The organism is Streptomyces sp. NPDC031466 (assembly GCF_055581265.1).
In genome coordinates this window covers 468496-485162 of record NZ_JBVIJT010000006.1, presented here as the reverse complement: position 1 = coordinate 485162, position 16667 = coordinate 468496, and the positions used below count along the sequence as shown (strand labels likewise).

15 protein-coding genes are annotated in these 16667 nt (G+C 70.7%); 5 read left to right on the top strand and 10 right to left on the bottom strand.

Going from position 1 to position 16667, the window contains the following annotated elements:
* The first annotated feature begins 32 nt into the window (after positions 1-32).
* Positions 33-530 carry a MarR family transcriptional regulator TamR gene (gene tamR / locus ACZ5GP_RS17435; RefSeq protein ID WP_468751666.1) on the top strand — a complete coding sequence of 166 codons (498 nt, stop codon included), beginning with the start codon at positions 33-35 and terminating at the stop codon, positions 528-530.
* On the opposite strand, the gene ACZ5GP_RS17430 is transcribed toward tamR, so the two are convergent.
* Positions 489-1265, bottom strand: a complete 777-nt coding sequence (locus ACZ5GP_RS17430; protein WP_468751665.1) for a LuxR C-terminal-related transcriptional regulator — start codon at positions 1263-1265, stop codon at positions 489-491. The two genes, tamR and ACZ5GP_RS17430, sit on opposite strands and share 42 nt — an antisense overlap.
* Before the next feature lie 271 nt (positions 1266-1536).
* On the opposite strand from ACZ5GP_RS17430, the gene ACZ5GP_RS17425 reads away from it, so the two are divergent.
* Positions 1537-1992, top strand: coding sequence for a GNAT family N-acetyltransferase (locus ACZ5GP_RS17425; protein ID WP_468751664.1), 456 nt, complete (start codon positions 1537-1539; stop codon positions 1990-1992).
* On the opposite strand, the gene ACZ5GP_RS17420 is transcribed toward ACZ5GP_RS17425, so the two are convergent.
* The 4 genes from ACZ5GP_RS17420 to galT all read right to left on the bottom strand — a co-directional run bounded on the left by ACZ5GP_RS17420 (position 1973) and on the right by galT (position 5620).
* Complete coding sequence (locus ACZ5GP_RS17420) at positions 1973-2323, bottom strand: DoxX family protein (protein ID WP_468751663.1); 351 nt, start codon at positions 2321-2323, stop codon at positions 1973-1975. The genes ACZ5GP_RS17425 and ACZ5GP_RS17420 overlap by 20 nt on opposite strands.
* A gap of 121 nt (positions 2324-2444) precedes the next feature.
* Positions 2445-3599 carry a galactokinase gene (gene galK, locus ACZ5GP_RS17415; protein ID WP_468751662.1) on the bottom strand — a complete coding sequence of 385 codons (1155 nt, stop codon included), beginning with the start codon at positions 3597-3599 and terminating at the stop codon, positions 2445-2447.
* Positions 3600-3602: 3 nt separating this feature from the next.
* A complete protein-coding gene (galE, locus tag ACZ5GP_RS17410; RefSeq protein ID WP_468751661.1) occupies positions 3603-4562 on the bottom strand; it encodes a UDP-glucose 4-epimerase GalE in 960 nt (319 codons plus the stop codon).
* A complete protein-coding gene (gene galT / locus ACZ5GP_RS17405) occupies positions 4559-5620 on the bottom strand; it encodes a galactose-1-phosphate uridylyltransferase (RefSeq protein ID WP_468751660.1) in 1062 nt (353 codons plus the stop codon). The genes galE and galT overlap by 4 nt, the downstream gene beginning before the upstream one ends.
* Positions 5621-5847: 227 nt before the next feature.
* On the opposite strand from galT, the gene ACZ5GP_RS17400 reads away from it, so the two are divergent.
* Together ACZ5GP_RS17400 and ACZ5GP_RS17395 are read left to right on the top strand one after the other, a co-directional pair.
* On the top strand, positions 5848-7533 hold the full coding sequence (locus ACZ5GP_RS17400) for a sodium:solute symporter family protein (RefSeq protein ID WP_468751659.1): 1686 nt from the start codon (positions 5848-5850) through the stop codon (positions 7531-7533).
* 23 nt (positions 7534-7556) lie between these two features.
* Positions 7557-7841, top strand: coding sequence for a hypothetical protein (locus ACZ5GP_RS17395; protein WP_468751658.1), 285 nt, complete (start codon positions 7557-7559; stop codon positions 7839-7841).
* 22 nt (positions 7842-7863) lie between these two features.
* On the opposite strand, the gene ACZ5GP_RS17390 is transcribed toward ACZ5GP_RS17395, so the two are convergent.
* From ACZ5GP_RS17390 to ACZ5GP_RS17375, 4 genes are all read right to left on the bottom strand, one after another.
* Positions 7864-8595 (bottom strand): helix-turn-helix transcriptional regulator, encoded by a 732-nt coding sequence (locus tag ACZ5GP_RS17390; RefSeq protein WP_468751657.1) that lies wholly within the window; start codon positions 8593-8595, stop codon positions 7864-7866.
* A 224-nt stretch (positions 8596-8819) separates the two neighbouring features.
* Complete coding sequence (locus tag ACZ5GP_RS17385; protein ID WP_468751656.1) at positions 8820-10718, bottom strand: outer membrane protein assembly factor BamB family protein; 1899 nt, start codon at positions 10716-10718, stop codon at positions 8820-8822.
* A 61-nt stretch (positions 10719-10779) separates the two neighbouring features.
* On the bottom strand, positions 10780-12540 hold the full coding sequence (locus tag ACZ5GP_RS17380; protein WP_468751655.1) for an outer membrane protein assembly factor BamB family protein: 1761 nt from the start codon (positions 12538-12540) through the stop codon (positions 10780-10782).
* Between the two features lie 156 nt (positions 12541-12696).
* Positions 12697-14508 carry an ABC-F family ATP-binding cassette domain-containing protein gene (locus ACZ5GP_RS17375; RefSeq protein ID WP_468751654.1) on the bottom strand — a complete coding sequence of 604 codons (1812 nt, stop codon included), beginning with the start codon at positions 14506-14508 and terminating at the stop codon, positions 12697-12699.
* Between the two features lie 169 nt (positions 14509-14677).
* On the opposite strand from ACZ5GP_RS17375, the gene ACZ5GP_RS17370 reads away from it, so the two are divergent.
* Positions 14678-15271 carry a Uma2 family endonuclease gene (locus ACZ5GP_RS17370; protein ID WP_468751653.1) on the top strand — a complete coding sequence of 198 codons (594 nt, stop codon included), beginning with the start codon at positions 14678-14680 and terminating at the stop codon, positions 15269-15271.
* Here ACZ5GP_RS17370 and ACZ5GP_RS17365 read toward each other — a convergent pair.
* Entirely contained in the window at positions 15249-16601 is a 1353-nt protein-coding gene (locus tag ACZ5GP_RS17365) for an acyltransferase family protein (RefSeq protein ID WP_468751652.1), read from the bottom strand. The genes ACZ5GP_RS17370 and ACZ5GP_RS17365 overlap by 23 nt on opposite strands.
* Between the last annotated feature and the right edge of the window lie 66 nt (positions 16602-16667).

The window sequence follows — 16667 nt, the reverse complement described above, 5'->3', positions numbered from 1 at the left end:
TTCACGTCGACAGACCCCCTACACTGATCGTCATGGAGGACGAGGTCGATCGGCTGGTCGCGGCGTGGCGCAGAGAGCGCCCGGACCTCGACGTGGAACCACTTGAGGTGCTCAGCCGCGTGAGCAGGCTGGCGCGGCACCTCGACCGGGCCCGCAGGCTGGCGTTCGCCGAGCACCATCTGGAGCCGTGGGAGTTCGACGTCCTGACGTCGCTGCGGCGCGCGGGCGCGCCCTACCAGCTCTCCCCCGGCCAGCTCCTGACGCAGACCCTGGTGACGTCCGGCACGATGACCAACCGCATCGACCGCCTCGCGAAGAAGGGCCTCGTCGAGCGGCTGCCCGACCCGAGCGACCGGCGCGGCGTGCTCGTGCGGCTGACCGCCGAGGGCAGGGACCGCGCGGACCAGGCCCTGGCCGGCCTGCTGGCGCAGGAGCGGGCGATCCTCGCGGAGCTGTCCCGCGCCCAGCGGGGTGAACTGGCCGGACTGCTACGCCAGTTGACCGCCCCGTTCGACAACATCCCCGGCTAGGTCGACCGGCCCGACGCCCGCGCGCCGGGCGAGCGCGACGGCCGCGAGCGTGGAGTGCACGCCGAGCTTTCCCAGCACGTTCTGCATGTGGGTGCGCACGGTGTGCGGGGAGAGGAAGAGGCGCTCGGCGACGGCCTTCCTGCCCAGGCCCGCCACCATGCAGCGCAGCACCTCGCGCTCGCGCGGGGTCAGGGACTCCACCAGGCGCTCGGACTCGGTGCGGTGCTTGCGGGCGGCGGTCAGTTCGCGCAGGACGCCGGTGAGCAGGGCGGGCGGCAGATGCGTCTCGTCCCGCAGCACACCCCGGATGACCGTCAGGAGCCGGGAGAGCGAGCAGTCCTTGGCGACCCAGCCGCAGGCGCCCGCCTGCAGCGCGAGGGCCGCGCGGCGCGGATCGTCCTTCTCGGCGAGCACCACGGTCCGCACGGCAGGCTGGCCGGAACGGACGCCCGCGACCAGGGAGATCCCGTCGACGAGCCCCTCGGCGTTGCCCTCCTGGACGGGGACCGCCGGCCTGGCGCCCTGGAGGGCGCTCGCGGTGGCGCCCAGGTCGGCGTCGACCAGCAGCACGTCGTACCGCCGGCCTTCGGCGACCGCCCGCTCCAGGCAGCGCAGCGCGGCGGGCCCGCTCCCGGCGGCGGACACCTCCACGTCGGCCTCGGCCGCCAGCGCGGCGGCCAGCGACTCGGCGAAGATGCGATGGTCGTCCACGACCAGTACTCGGATGCGAACCACGAAAACCCCCTTCCCCGCGCTCCCGCAAGGAGCAGGGGATACCCCCGTCGAATACGTCGGAGAACGATCGGAGCGGGTACGGCGCCCGGAAACAGGGGTCGTCACAGTGGCACGGCCGCCGCCGCGCGGTCACCGCCTCCCCCATGCCGGGCGTCGCACCCGACCGTCTCGCCCCCTGATCGGCGCCGGCCCCCACCGGCACTGCCCTTCAGAGTAGGGCCGCACGCCTGGAGCGGAAGGTGATTTGCAGAACTGATTGCCCGGCGCGTTTATGGTGAGCCGTATGTTTCGTATGGAGACAGGAGTCGACAAAGAGCGGCTTGCTCTGCTTCGTTCGCGGCTCGCCGCGACGAACACGGCGGCGTCCCCGGCGATCCGCGCCCTGCGCGGCACGGTCGACGACGAGGAAGTCCCCCTGGCCCTCTGGGCGTTGGACGCGTCGGGCGGCCTCGCGGCCGGTCTGGCCGCGTACACCTGGGCCCGCTGGCTCCACGTCGACCTCCTGTGGGTCGACGACCGCCACCGCGGGGCGGGCCTCGGCTCCCGGCTGCTCGCCGAGGCGGAGCGCGTGGCCCGCGAGGAGCGGGGCTGCCTCAACTCCCGCGTGGAGACCTGGGACTTCCAGGCACCGGGCTTCTACCGCAATCAGGGGTACGACCTGGTGTGCGTGATCCCCGACTACCCCGAGGGCGTCAAGGAGTTCACGCTCACCAAGCGGCTGGGGTGAGCACCAGGGCGCCGACGACCGGCGCCGCGTAGATCAGGGGGAAGGGGATGTGCGCGTACCAGCGGGCCCGCACCACGGCGACGACGGCCCCGGTGAAGTACAGCACCAGGGCGATCGCGGCGGCGACCCCGACGAACGGCACGAACAGGCCGGCCACCAGGCCCGCGGCGCCCGCGGCCTTGGCGGTGCCGAGCCAGGGCAGCCACGACATGGGGATGCCGTAGTCGGCCATGGGGCCGACGACCCACTTCGAGCGCAGGAAGACCGAGGAGGCCGAGAAACCGGTCGTCGCGGCGGCCAGCAGAGTGATGACGACGTGTGCGGTGGACATCGAAGAGGCTCCTCATCGGGCAGTCGCCGGTGCGCCCTCGCGCCCCGGCCGGGGTCGTTCACTGCCATGACGAACCGCTTCGCGAAAGTGTGACCGCGCGGCGGGACCTGTTCGCGGCCGCCTACTTCTCCCGGCGCGCCCCCGCCGACGCCACCGCCGGGAAGATGCGCGGTGCCGTGAGGCCGGCCGAGGTGAAGGCGGTGCGGATCTCCTCTGTCACCGCGTCGGTGCCGGCGCTCTCCACCAGGACGATCGCGGAGCCGCCGAAGCCGCCGCCGGTCATCCGGGCGCCGAGCGCGCCCGCCGTGTTCGCGGTGCTCACCACCAGGTCCAGTTCCGGGCAGGAGATGCGCAGGTCGTCGCGGAGCGAGGCGTGTCCTTCGGTGAGGACGGGGCCGATCGCGCGGACGTCACCGGCGTCCAGGAGGCCGATGACCCGCTCGACGCGGTGGTTGTCGCGGACGATGTGGCGGACGTAGCGGCGGACCTTCTCGTCCGTGAGCCGCTCCAGGGCGGCGGGGAGGTCCTCGTACGCGATGTCGCGCAGGTGGCCGACGCCGAGGGCCGCGGCGCCCGCCTCGCACCCGGCGCGGCGCTCCGCGTAGGCGCCGTCGCCGAGAGCGTGCTTGACGCGGGTGTCCACGACGAGCAGCCGCAGCCCCTCGGCCGCGAGGTCGAAGGGGACCTGGCGCAGGGACAGATCGCGGCAGTCCAGGTGCAGGGCGTGGCCCTCGGCGCCGCACGCCGACGCCATCTGGTCCATGACACCGCAGGGCACGCCGACGAAGGCGTTCTCGGCGCGCTGGGCGAGGACGGCCAGTTCGGGCCGGGTGAGCCCGAGCCCGAGCAGCTCGTCGAGGGCGAGCGCGGTGACGACTTCCAGGGCGGCCGACGAGGAGAGGCCGGCGCCGGTCGGGACCGTCGAGGCCAGGTGCAGGTCCGCGCCCGTGACGGCGTGCCCGGCCTCCCGCAGGGCCCAGACGACCCCGGCGGGGTAGGCGGCCCAGCCTCCGTCGGACAGTGGGGTCAGCTCGTCGACGCGCAGTTCGGCGAGCGGGGCGTCGATGTCCGCGGAGTGCAGCCGCAGGACGCCGTCGGTGCGCGGGGAGACGGCGGCGACGGCGGTGTGCGGGAGGGCGAGCGGCAGCACGAAGCCCTCGTTGAAGTCCGTGTACTCGCCGATGAGGTTGACGCGGCCGGGGGCCGACCAGACGCCGTCCGGCGCGTACCCGTACAACTTCTCGAACTGCGCGCCGACTTCGGCTGCCGTGGCCATCAACTACCCCTTTCGCCGGGCGAACGCCCAGGCGTCGGCGACGATGCCCGCGAGGTCCGGGCGGGACGGGTGCCAGCCGAGCTTCTCGCGTGCGGTGGCGGCGGAGGCGACGAGCACCGCCGGGTCGCCGTCGCGGCGCGGGGCCATCACCTCGGGGATGGGGTGCCCGGTGACCTGGCGGACGGTCTCGATGACCTGGCGCACGGAGAACCCGTTGCCGTTGCCGAGGTTGCAGATCAGGTGCTCGCCGGGGGTGGCGGCCCCGACGGCGAGGAGGTGGGCCTCGGCGAGGTCGGCGACGTGGATGTAGTCGCGTACGCAGGTGCCGTCGTCGGTGGGGTAGTCGTCGCCGTAGACGCTGATCGCCTCGCGCCTGCCCTGGGCGACCTGGAGGACCAGCGGGATGAGGTGCGACTCGGGGTCGTGGCGCTCGCCGTACTGCCCGTAGGCGCCCGCGACGTTGAAGTAGCGCAGCGAGACGGCGGCCAGCCCGTGGGCGGTGGCCTCGCCGGTGATCATGTGGTCGACGGCGAGCTTCGAGGCGCCGTAGGGCGAGGTGGGGGCGGTCGGGTCGCTCTCCGTGATGGGAGTGCTCACCGGTTCGCCGTAGGTCGCGGCGGTGGAGGAGAAGACGAGCCTGCGCACGTCCGCGTCGCGCATGGCGGCGAGCAGGGCCATGGTGCCGCCGACGTTGTTGTCCCAGTACTTCTCGGGCTTGGCGACGGACTCGCCGACCTGTGAGAAGGCGGCGAAGTGCAGGACGGCGTCGAAGGAGGGGTCCAGCCATTTGGCGGCGTCGCGGATGTCGCCCTCGATGAAGGCGGCGCCCGCGGGCACGCCCTCGCGGAAGCCGGTCGAGAGGTTGTCGAGGACGCTCACCTCGTGGCCGGCCTCGATCAGGTGCTGGGCCACCACGCTTCCGACATAGCCCGCTCCGCCGGTGACCAGGTACTTACCGCTCATGAAGTCGCTACCTCTCGCAGTCGCTCGGCCGCGGTTTCCGGCGGCACGTCGTTGATGAACACGCTCATGCCGGATTCGGAACCCGCGAGGAACTTCAGCTTGCCCGAAGTGCGGCGGATCGTGAAAAGTTCGAGGTGGAGGGCGAAGTCGTCCCGGTTGATGCCGTCATGTCCCTCCAGGCCGGCGAAGGGCGCCTGGTGCCACGCGGCAATGTAGGGGGTGGCCGGCTGCCCCTCGCCGAAGATCCGGTCGAAGCGGCGCAGCAGTTCCAGATAGATCCGCGGGAACTCCGCGCGCGCCTCCTCGCCGAGCGCGAGCAGGTCGGGCACCCGGCGCCTGGGGTAGAGGTGCACCTCGTAGGGCCAGTGCGCGGCGTACGGCACGAAGGCCACCCAGTGCTCGCCCGCCAGGACGACCCGTTCGCCCGCGCTCTCCTCGGCGAGGATGTCGTCGAAGAGGTTGCGGCCGCCGGACGCCTCCTTGAAGGCGGCGAGCGAGCGCAGCATCAGGTCGGTGCGGGGCGTGACGAACGGATAGGCGTAGATCTGGCCGTGCGGGTGGCCGAGGGTCACGCCGATCTCGGCGCCGCGGTTCTCGAAGCAGAACACCTGCGCCACGGAGGGCAGCTGGGACAGTTCGGCGGTCCGGTCGACCCAGGCCTCCAGGACGAGTGCGGCCTGCTCGGGCGTGAGGTCGGCGAAGGACGAGTCGTGGTCGGAGGTGAAGCACACCACCTCGCAGCGGCCCGCGTCGCCCGCGAGCGAGGGGAAGCGGTTCTCGAAGACCACCACGTCGTACGAGGAGTCGGGGATCTCGCTGAGCCGGTCCCCGGCGCTGGGGCACAGGGGGCACTCGTCGGCCGGCGGGTGGTAGGTGCGGCCCTGGCGGTGGGAGGCGATGGCCACCGCGTCGCCCAGCAGGCGGTCCGCGCGGATCTCCGACGTGGTGGAGACGGGCCCGAGCGGGCGCCGGTCGACGGCCTCGCGGACCGTGTCGTCGCGCACGTCGTAGTAGACGAGCTCACGACCGTCGGCGAGACGGGTCGAGGTCTTCTTCACGTCCGGGCTCCTCACCACCACCTACCCAACAGAACCGAACATAACAAAGCACAAGGCAACAGCTTCGTCAATGCCGGTCACCCACTGTGCGGGCCCTGTGCCCCCAAGGGGCACCGAAAGCGCTGTCAATCACAATCAAACAAAGAACACCAACAGAACTGTTCAGTTATCGAGGCAAGGGGCGTAGGTTCCGTCTGATCCGTTCGCGCAACGAAGCGAGTTCACCCATGCAGTCCCCCACACAAACCCTGGCCGAGGGACTTCGGCTGCCCACCAACGGCCTCGACTACGCGATCCTCGCGATCTACTTCGCCGTGGTCCTCGGCATCGGCTTCGCCGCCCGGCGCTCCGTGCGGACCAGCCTCGACTTCTTCCTCTCGGGCCGCTCCCTGCCCGCCTGGGTCACCGGTCTCGCCTTCGTCGCCGCGAACCTCGGCGCCACCGAGATCCTCGGCATGGCCGCCACCGGCGCCCAGTACGGCGTCGCCGTCGTCCACTGGTACTGGATCGGCGCCATCCCGGCCATGGTCTTCCTCGGCCTGGTCATGATGCCCTTCTACTACCGCAGCAAGGTCCGCTCCGTCCCGGAGTTCCTGCTCCAGCGCTTCGACAGGTCGGCGCACCTGCTCAGCTCGGCGCTCTTCGCCTTCGCGGCGATACTCATCGCGGGCGTCAACCTCTACGCCCTGTCGATCGTCGTCGAGGCGCTGCTGGGCTGGCCGCAGTGGGTGGCGATCGTCGTCGCCGGCCTGTTCGTGCTCGCGTACATCACCATCGGCGGCCTCTCCTCGGCGATCTACAACGAGGTGCTCCAGTTCTTCGTGATCCTCGCCGCGCTCATCCCGATCTGCGTCATCGGCCTGAAGAAGGTCGGCGGCTGGGACGGCCTGAGCGGCTCCATCGAGAAGCAGCACGGCGACGACTTCCTCACCGCCTGGGGCGGCACCGGCATCGGCGACGCCAACCCGCTCGGCGCCAACTGGCTGACGATCATCCTCGGCCTCGGCTTCGTGCTCTCCTTCGGCTACTGGACGACCAACTTCGCCGAGGTGCAGCGCGCGTTGTCCGCGAAGAACCTCTCCGCCGCCCAGCGCACCCCGCTGATCGCCGCCTTCCCGAAGATCTTCATCGTCTTCCTGGTGATGATCCCGGGCCTGATCGCCGCCGTCCTGGTCCCGAAGATCGGCACGCCGGGCTCCGACCTGACGTACAACGACGCGATCCCCTACCTGATGCAGGAACTGCTGCCCAACGGCGTCCTCGGCATCGCGGTCACCGGTCTGCTCGCCGCGTTCATGGCGGGCATGGCGGCGAACGTCTCCTCCTTCAACACCGTCTTCACCTACGACATCTGGGCGAAGTACGTGATCAAGGACCGCGAGGACGGCTACTACCTGACATTCGGCCGGCTCATCACGGCGATCGGAGTGCTCGCCTCGATCGGCACGGCGTTCATCGCCTCGTCGTTCTCCAACATCATGGGCTACCTCCAGACCCTGTTCTCCTTCTTCAACGTCCCGATGTTCGTCGTCTTCATCATCGGCATGTTCTGGAAGCGGGCCTCGATGAAGTCCGGCGTGTGGGGTCTGGTCGCGGGCACGACCGCCGCGATGGTCAACTACTTCTGGATCTACAAGCAGGGCGTCGTCGACATCCCGACCGACCAGGGCGCCAACTTCGTCTCGGCCATCGTCGGCTTCGTCGCCGGCGCGCTCGTCATGGTCGTCGTCACCCTGTTCACCGCGCCCAGGCCGGAGGCCGAACTGGCCGGTCTGGTCTACGGAACGGCCTCCCCGGGCCTGGAGGACGAGGGTGCCGAGGCCGGTGACGACGCCTGGTACCGCAAGCCGGCGCTGCTCGGCTGGGGCGCCGTCGTCCTCGCCGCCGCCTGCTACCTGCCGTACTCGCTCTAGCCCCGATCGGAGGACCGCACACCATGTCAGAACTGCACGACGAAGTCTCCGACCTCGAGCGCAAGTCCGCGACAGCCGCCCGCCTCTTCGACATCCGGCGCATCATCGGCGGCCTGTTCGTCGTCTACGGGATCATCGTGACGATCGCCGGGATCACCGCGTCCGACGCCGACCTGAAGAAGGCCGAGAACATCAACATCAACCTGTGGACGGGCCTCGGCATGCTCGCCCTCGGGCTCTTCTTCCTCGGCTGGCTGTGGCTGCGCCCCATGGCGGCGCCCGCCGGGACACCGGCCGACGACGCGTAACGCCCGCCCGCGGGGCCCGGGTTCACCGCGGTGGCCCGGGCCCCAGCCGCGTGTCCGCGCCCTCGGCGGGCTCCGCGTGCGCCGAGGCGGGGCGCTCGGCGCGGTCCAGCAGGCCCGTGCGCGCCGCGAGCGCGGCGGCCTCCAGGCGCGAGCCGACCCCCAGCTTCATCAGCACCCGCTGCACGTGGGTGCGCGCCGTGCTCGGCGCTATCCCCATCCCGGCCGCGATCAGCCGGGTGTCGTCGCCGTCCGCCACCCGCACCAGGACCTCGACCTCGCGGGGCGTGAGCATCTGCAACAGGCGCTGCCCCTCGTCGTCGGGCTGCGCGGCCGGGTTCAGCAGCTCGCTGAAGGCCCCTTGCAGCAGCTGCGGCGCGACGGCGGCCTCCCCGGCGCGCGCCTTCATGATGGCGCGCTCCACTCCTTCGATGCGCTCGTCGTGGCGTACGTACCCGGAGGCGCCGGCGGCGAAGGCGGCGGCTATCCCGCGCGGATTCGGCACCGGTCCGAGCACCAGGACCGCCACCTGCGGGCGCTCCCGCTTGATCTTGACCACGGGATCGAACATGCCCGGCTCCGCGGGCGTGGCCGTGCCGAGGAGACAGACCTCCGGCGCCCGGCTGATGACCAGCTCCGCCGCGCCCGCCGGGGGCGCGGCGGCGGCGAGCACCCGGTGCCCGCGCAACTTCAGCGCCGAGGCGAGCGCCTCGGCGAGCAGCCGGTGATCGTCGACCACCATGAGCCGCACACCCATAGAAACCCCCCAGTTCCCGCAGGCCCCCCGGCCCTTCATCTCCCGGAAGCTACACGCTTGTTCGACGTTGCGCGCCCCCTACCCGCCAGATGCGGCCCGGAATGCCGAAAGCCGTGCCCTTCAGGGGCGACGGGGAGTACAGGGCGGCGCGACGACGACGGCGGCCGCCCCCTCGTGCGTCGAGGAGACGGCCGCCGTCTGGTGGCGCGGGAGCGGGGCGGGGACTACTTCGCGACGAAGCCGAGCGCGACGTACTCCTTGTCGCCCTTCGTGTAGGGCCTGCTCAGCAGCTTCTTGCCGAGGAACAGGCGGCCTTCGGAGTACAGCAGTTCGTTCGACTTGGGGACCATGCCGCTGATCGCGTCGGTGACCGCCTCGGAGGAGGGGGTCTCCAGGAGCTTGGTCTCCTTCATCGTCTTGCCGTCGAGCGAGACGACCTGGGCGCCCTTCTGGTAGCCGTGCGCCTTGTACGCGAGGACGTTGCCGCCGTCCATGCGGATCGGGAAGATCTCGCCGTTGTCGCCGGCGACGGCGCGGTCACTGGTGGGCTTTCCGGTGGCCAGCGAGAAGGAGACGATCTCGTTGGTGCGGTTGTAGCTCTCGCCGCTGCCGTCGTGCTGGCGGGTCGGGACGTACAGCCGGTCGTTGCCGACGGTGATCGACGTGCAGTCGTTGACCATGTTGACGCCGCAGTCGTGGTCGTACTTGCCCTCCTCCAGCGAGATCTTCGCCCGCAGCTTGCCGTTGGCGCCGAGGGAGAAGACGTCGGTGGCGCCGCTCGCCGTGATCTCGGTGGTGTCCTGGCCGAAGACGACCGGGTTCGTCGAGATGATCTTGGCGTTGTCGATGCCGTCGGCCAGCGGGTACGTCCACTTGGCCGTGCCGGTCTTCGGGTCCAGGAGCTGGACCTTCAGCTTCTCGTCGCCGTACGTGCCGCATTTGCGGACCGCGACCAGCTGGTCACCGCCGGCGTAGCCGACGTCCTCGCACTTGCCGACCTTCGGCTTCCACAGGGACTTGCCGCTCACGTCCCAGGCGGCGCCGCCGCTGCTGGTGCCCGCGCCGGCGGCGATCGTGGTGCCGGAGATGGTGACCTCCTTGAAGGTCGCCTTCATGCCGCTGGTCTCGACGGTCTCCGTCCAGAGCTTCTTGCCGGACTTCAGGTCGACCGCGGAGACGTTGGTGCAGCTCTCGTAGTCACCCTTCTTGTTCCGCTTGGCCTCCTCGGTGACGACCGCGGCGATGCCGTCCTCGGTCATCTCCCGCGACATCGCGCAGGTCTGGCCGGAGAGCGGGATCGACCACTTCTCCTTGCCGGTGTCCGGGTCGTAGCCGTTCAGCTCGTTGACGCCCGACTTGACGTAGGTGTCGTCGGTCAGCAGCGAGCCGGGGGCCTGCCAGATCTGGTCCTTGGGGACCTCCGGCTGGGGCAATTGCAGGGCGACCTTGGCGGTGGGGTCGGCCGGGGCCTTCTCCTTGGCCGGGCCGCCGTTCGGAACGTCGGCGCCCTTGCCGCCCTTGCCCTTCTTGCCGCCCTTGCCGTCGGACTCCTGCGCGGTGTTTTTGGAGTCGTCGTCCTTGTTGGCGGCGTACAGCACGCCGCCGCCGACGATCAGCGCGATGGCGACGACCGCCGCGACGATGATCGCCATCTGCCCGCTGAACTTCTTGCCGCCGCCGGGACCGGAGCCGCCGGGCTGCGGCTGCATCGGCATGGTGGGCGGCTGCTGGTAGCCCTGCTGGTACGGCGACTGCTGGTACGCGGTCTGCTGGTACTGCGGCTGGGCGGGCTGGGTCGGATACCCGTAGCCCTGCGGTGCCTGCGGTGCCTGCGGTGCCTGAGGCGCTTGCGGGTAGCCGTAATTGGGCTGGCCGGCCGGGGGCGCCGGCGGGCCCTGCGGCGGCGGTCCGGCGGGCGCCGGGGGTGCGGCGGGCGGCGGCGTCTGAGGGGCCGGGGGCTGCTGCGGGTAGCCGTAGGAGGGCTCCGGGGCCTTGCCGAAGCCGACGGGCGGAGGGTCCTGCGGGGCTCCGAAACCACCGGCCGGCGGTTCCTGGGGCGGGCCGAAGCCGCCCTGCGGGGGCTCGTTCGGCGGCTGCTGCGGGGGCTGGGGCGGCTGGGTCATGACGTGGTGTATTCCTTGGGGACGCGGAGGGAGGAGAGGGTGAACCGGGCTGAGGGCGCGCTCACTTGCCGTAGGCGAGCATCAGCTTCGCCGGGCCCGAGGTGCTGCCCGTGAGACTGGTGGTGGAGATGTAGAACCGCCCGTCCACGTAGTCGACGTCCTTCGAGTAGAAGCCGCTCTCGATCTGCGCGGTGCCCTGCGGATGCCGCAGAAGGGTGCTCGGCTTGTGCGAGCCCGAGGTGGCGATGGAGACGACCCGGCCGCCGGAGCTGTACGACGGCTCGACGTAGGCGATCAGCTCGCCGTCCGCGAGCTTCAGCGGGTACATCCGATCGTCCAGCGGCGACTTGACGCGCCAGGCCTCCTTGCCGGTGGCCAGGCTGATGGCGACGATCTCGTTGGCGCCCTTGTCGTCGGTCGGCAGATAGAGGTTCTCGTCGTCGTTGGCCACGCCCAGGCAGCCACCCAGTTCACGGTCGAGGATCGAAGTGCCGCAGTCCGGCGCGAAGTTGTCGTCCACGTCGACCTCGGAACGCGTCTCGGCACTGTTCTCCTTCAGCACCGAGATGTTCCACTTCTTCTTGTCCTCGTTGCGGAGGTAGACGATCGTCGGGCTCGTCCCGTAGATCTTGCCGACGCGCCAGCCCTTGGGGAACTTCTTGGTCCACAGGGCCTTGCCGGTCTTCGGGTCGAGCTGCTGGAGCTCGTCGTGCTCCTGGGGGGTGCTCGCGCCGCAGGACAGCGCCATCAGGAGCTTGCCGTCCCCGCCGGTGAACCCGCTGGGGAAGCAGGTGCCCTCCTCCTTCTTGTCCGCCACGTAGAGCTTCTTGCCGTCGCTCATGCGCAGGGCGGTGCCGGACTGGTCGCGGCCGACCATCAGCACGTCGCCGACGAGGACGAGGTGGCTCTGCATGGAGAAGTCGAACATGCCCTCCTCCTTGACCGGCCTGCCCCAGCCCTTGTCACCGGTCTTCAGGTCGATGACCTGGAGCTGGTTGCACTTGGCGCTGCTCTTGGCACTGTCCTTGTAGGCGACGACGATCTTGCCGTCGTCGGTGGCCGTCTGGGTCGCCGCGCAGATCTTCTGCGGGAACTCGATGGCCGGCCACGCCGTTTTGCCGGTCCGCGCGTCGTAGGCGAAGAGCTGCTTGTAGGCGGCCTTGACCGCGGTGTCGCCCTGGATCCACATGCCCGGGCCGTCGGCACCGGAGCCGGGCACCTTGGGCGCCTCCTTGTACCAGAGGACCTTCGCCTCGCCCGGCTTGCGGCCTTCGTTGAGGTCTTCCTTGCCCTCGTTGCCGTCGCCGTCGCCGGTACCGGGGTTGACGGGCGCGGAGAGGGTCGGCTTCGGGTCCTTGTTCTTCGCCTCGGACTTCTTCTTCTCGCCGTCGTCGTCACCGCCGACGACGGCCCAGGTGACACCGCCGGCGACGAGCAGCGCGGCCACGGCCGCGGCGGCGATCACCAGGAGCTTGTTGCGCTTGCCGTTGCCACCGCCGGGGCCGCCCGGTCCGGCCGGGAACTGCGGTTGCGTGGGCGGCTGCTGGGGGTAGCCGTACGAGGGCGGGGCGCCGTAAGGGCCGGGCTGCTGGGGCTGACCGTAGGGGCCGGGCTGCGGAGGCGGGCTGTAGGGGCCGGGCTGCGGAGGCTGACCGTAGGGGCCGGGCGCGGCGGGCTGGGTCGGCTGCGCGTACGGATTGTCGGCCGCGGGCGGCGGGGTCTGCGGATAGCCGTACCCCGGCTGCGCGGGCGGCTGCCCCGGTGGCGGATCCTGCGGAGCTCCGAAACCGCCGTACGGCGGCTGGTTGGGCGGCTGAGTCATCAGCGCTTCCCCCTTCACTGATTTTCGGCACGCCAAATGGTGCTCAGGTCAGCCTTTCTATCACCCTGAACCCGTTCGAGACGGGGCCGGTCCAGCCCCTGTTCCCAAGGGAGGACCGGCCCGTGATGCGTCCGTTACGCGAGCTGCACGGGAGCTCTACGCATCCTCCGCCAGCTCCAACCAGCGCATCTCCAACGCCTCGCGCTCGCCCGCGAGTTCGCGCAGCTCGCCGTCCAGTTTCGCCACTTTCTCGAAGTCCGTGGCGTTATCGGCGATTTGCGTGTGCAGCTTGGTCTCCTTCTCGGAGAGCTTGTCCAGCTGCCGCTCGATCTTCTGCAGTTCCTTCTTCGCCGCGCGGGCGTCGGCGGCGGAGACACCCTTCGGCGCGCTCTGTGCGGAGGCGGGCGCCGGCGCCGAGGCGGGGGCGGCCTCGGTCATCCGCCGACGCCGCTCCAGGTACTCCTCGATACCGCGCGGCAGCATCCGCATGGTCGCGTCGCCGAGGAGCGCGAACACCTTGTCCGTCGTCCGCTCCACGAAGAACCGGTCGTGGGAGATCACGACCATGGAGCCCGGCCATCCGTCGAGCACGTCCTCGAGCTGCGTCAGCGTCTCGATGTCGAGGTCGTTGGTCGGCTCGTCCAGGAAGAGGACGTTCGGCTCGTCCATCAGCAGCCGCAGCAGCTGCAGCCTGCGCCGCTCACCACCGGAGAGGTCACCGACCGGCGTCCACTGCTTCTCCTTGTTGAACCCGAACGTCTCGCAGAGCTGCCCGGCGGTCATCTCCCGGCCCTTGCCGAGGTCGACGCGCTCGCGCACCTGCTGCACCGCTTCGAGGACCCGCAGGGTCGGCTTCAGCTCGGCGACCTCCTGCGAGAGGTAGGCCAGCTTCACCGTCCTGCCCACGACGATCTTCCCGGCCACGGGCTGTACGTCGCCCTGGCTGCGGGCGGCGTCGGCCATGGCCCGCAGCAGCGAGGTCTTGCCCGCGCCGTTCACCCCGACCAGGCCGATGCGGTCGCCGGGGCCGAGCTGCCAGGTCAGGTGCTTGAGCAGCAGCTTCGGTCCGGCCTGGACGGAGACGTCCTCCAGGTCGAAGACGGTCTTGCCGAGCCGCGTCGTCGCGAACTTCATCAGCTCGCTGGTGTCGCGCGGCGGCGGTACGTCCGCGATGAGTTCGTTGGCCGCCTCGATGCGGAACTTCGGCTTGCTGGTGCGGGCCGGGGCGCCGCGCCGCAGCCAGGCCAGCTCCTTGCGCATCAGGTTCTGCCGCTTGCTCTCCTCGGTGGCGGCGATGCGCTCACGCTCCGCGCGGGCGAAGACGTAGTCGGAGTAGCCGCCCTCGTACTCGAAGACGGAACCCTTCTGCACGTCCCACATGCGGGTGCACACCTGGTCCAGGAACCACCGGTCGTGCGTGACGCAGACCAGCGCCGAGCGGCGGGTGCGCAGGTGCTCGGCCAGCCACGAGATGCCCTCCACGTCGAGGTGGTTGGTCGGCTCGTCGAGGACGATCAGGTCCTGCTCGGCGATGAGCAGCTTGGCCAGCGCGATGCGGCGCCGCTCGCCGCCGGAGAGCGGGCCGATCACGGTGTCCAGGCCCTGCGGGAAACCGGCCAGGTCGAGCCCGCCGAACAGGCCGGTCAGCACGTCCCTGATCTTGGCGCTGCCCGCCCACTCGTGGTCGGCGAGATCGCCGATGACCTCGTGCCGGACGGTGGCGGCCGGGTCCAGCGAGTCGTGCTGGGTCAGCACGCCGAGCCGCAGCCCGCCGTTGTGCGTGACGCGGCCGGTGTCGGCGTCCTCCAGCTTGGCGAGCATCCGGATCAGGGTGGTCTTCCCGTCGCCGTTGCGCCCGACGACACCGATCCGGTCCCCCTCGGACACGCCGAGTGAGACGCCGTCGAGCAGGGCACGGGTGCCGTACACCTTGCTGACTGCCTCGACATTGACCAGATTGACGGCCATTTCTCTCCTGACAGGGGGGATCGATCGACTCTCCAGCGTAGTCGCCCCCGGGGGTCGGAACGCCGGTCGCATATGGGTACCGACTCGCTCACTCTTTGTGATGACGGACCCGGAATGCGGCGGCTACGGTGGGAGGGCAGGCCGAAGAATCCCGTCCATGGGAGGAACCATGACCGCCGAGTCCGTTGAGCAGCACGGGCGCTGGCCGGTGCCGCCGCCGACCGGCTACTCCGTGGACGACCTGTTCACGCTGCCCGATCTCCCGCCGCACACTGAGCTCATCGACGGGAGCCTGATCTTCGTGAGTCCGCAGAGCTACCTCCATCTCCTGTCGATCAAGCTCCTGGAGCGCGGTCTTGAGCAGACCCTGCCGTCGGAGTTGAAGGTCGTACGCGAGATGAACGTAGTGATCGACAAGCACAACGCCCCTGAATCCGACCTCATCGTGGTCCGTGCCTGCGCCATCACCGATGACCGTCTGAGCCGCTTCCCGGTGCAGGACGTGCTCTTGGCCGTCGAGGTCGTGTCCCCGGAATCGGAGTCCCGCGACCGCACGACCAAGCCCCAGAAGTACGCCACGGCCGGGGTCCCGAACTTCTGGCGCGTCGAACAGAGCGGGACCGGCCGTAGGCCCGTCATCCACGTCTACGAACTCGACCAGGTGACCAACGCGTACGTCCACGTGGGCATCCACCGCGACCAGATCAAGGTCAGCGAGCCCTACGACATCGACATCGACCTCACCGCCATCGACGTGCTCTGACCCGGCCTCCCGCCCGCTCCACCAGCAGCCACCCCGCCAGTGCCATCGCCACCGCCGCCGGTGCCGTGACGTGGACGGCGATCAGCATCGCCGTACGTCCCTCCAGCAGGCCCCCGAAGCCGACCATCGACAGGCCGAGCACCCCGAACAGGCAGAGCGTGACGCCGAGGGCCGCCGCCGGGCCCGAGGCCGCTCGCGGCAGGACCTGTTCCCGCGCCGCCGGGCGTTCGAAGCGGCGGAAGGCCGCCACCAGCGCCGCCGTCAGGGCCGCGGCCGCCGCGAGCCGCGGCGGCACCTGCGCCCACCACGCGGCGCTCGCGGGCTCCGGGAGCGGGACGTCGAGGGCGAGCAGCAGGCCGAAGACCCCGAGCATCGCCGTCAGGTGCCACAGGAACGCCGTCATGGAGACGCCGTTGGCCGCCACCACGCCGCGCCACACGCGGGGCCGGGTCAGCCACCGCGTCGCCGGGGCACGCAGCAGTTCGACCGCGCCGACCAGCCACAGGCCGTGGCAGAGCAGGGCGAAGGTGGGCGGAGCCATGTTGGAGACGCGCTCGCCGGGCATGCCGACCATGGAGAGCGGATACGGGCCGAGGGCCACCAGCAGCGCGGCGCCCGCCAGGCCGGCACCCGCGAGGGCGGACGGCATCCGCAGCCTGCCGTCCGCGCGCAGGAAGCCGAGCTGGTGCACGGCGAGCCAGACGAAGGCGAAGTTCAGGAACGCGACGTAGGGGACGCCGAACGCGAACCTCGCCACGTCCACCGCGCCCGCCGCCGCCACGAGCGCGCCGAACGCGCCCCAGCCCCACCGCTCGTGCAGCCGCAGCAGGGGCGGGGTGCAGGCGACCATCGCCAGGTAGACGCCGATGAACCACAGCGGCTGGGCGACGAGGCGCAGGGCGACGTCGAGCAGCCCGCCGCCCCGGCCGCCCAGTTGCAGGGCCATCGCGAGGGCGCCCCACACGCCTATGAAGACCATGGTGGGCCGCAGCAACCGCTGGAGCCGGGCGCGCAGGAAGGCGGAGTAGACGGAGCCGCCCCCGGACGCCTCGGCCCTGCGGCTCAGGGAGCGGTACGACAGCGCGTGCGAGAAGCCGCCGACGAAGAAGAACACCGGCATGATCTGCAGCGCCCAGGTGAGGAGTTGCAGCCGCGGTACGACGGCCAGGAGGTTGCCGACCTCGGCGCGGCCGTCGTCGCCGACGGTCACGGCCGCCATCAGCCAGTGCCCGGCGACGACCGTGCCGAGCGAGGCGACCCGCAGCAGGTCGATGTACCGGTCACGCCCGGCGGGCGTCCCGGCGGCCAGTTCGCGGACGCTTGATCCCATGGAGCTCGATGCCATGGACGTACGGTCGCGCGCGAGCGGTGTCCGGCATCAGCGTGCCCGTACTCA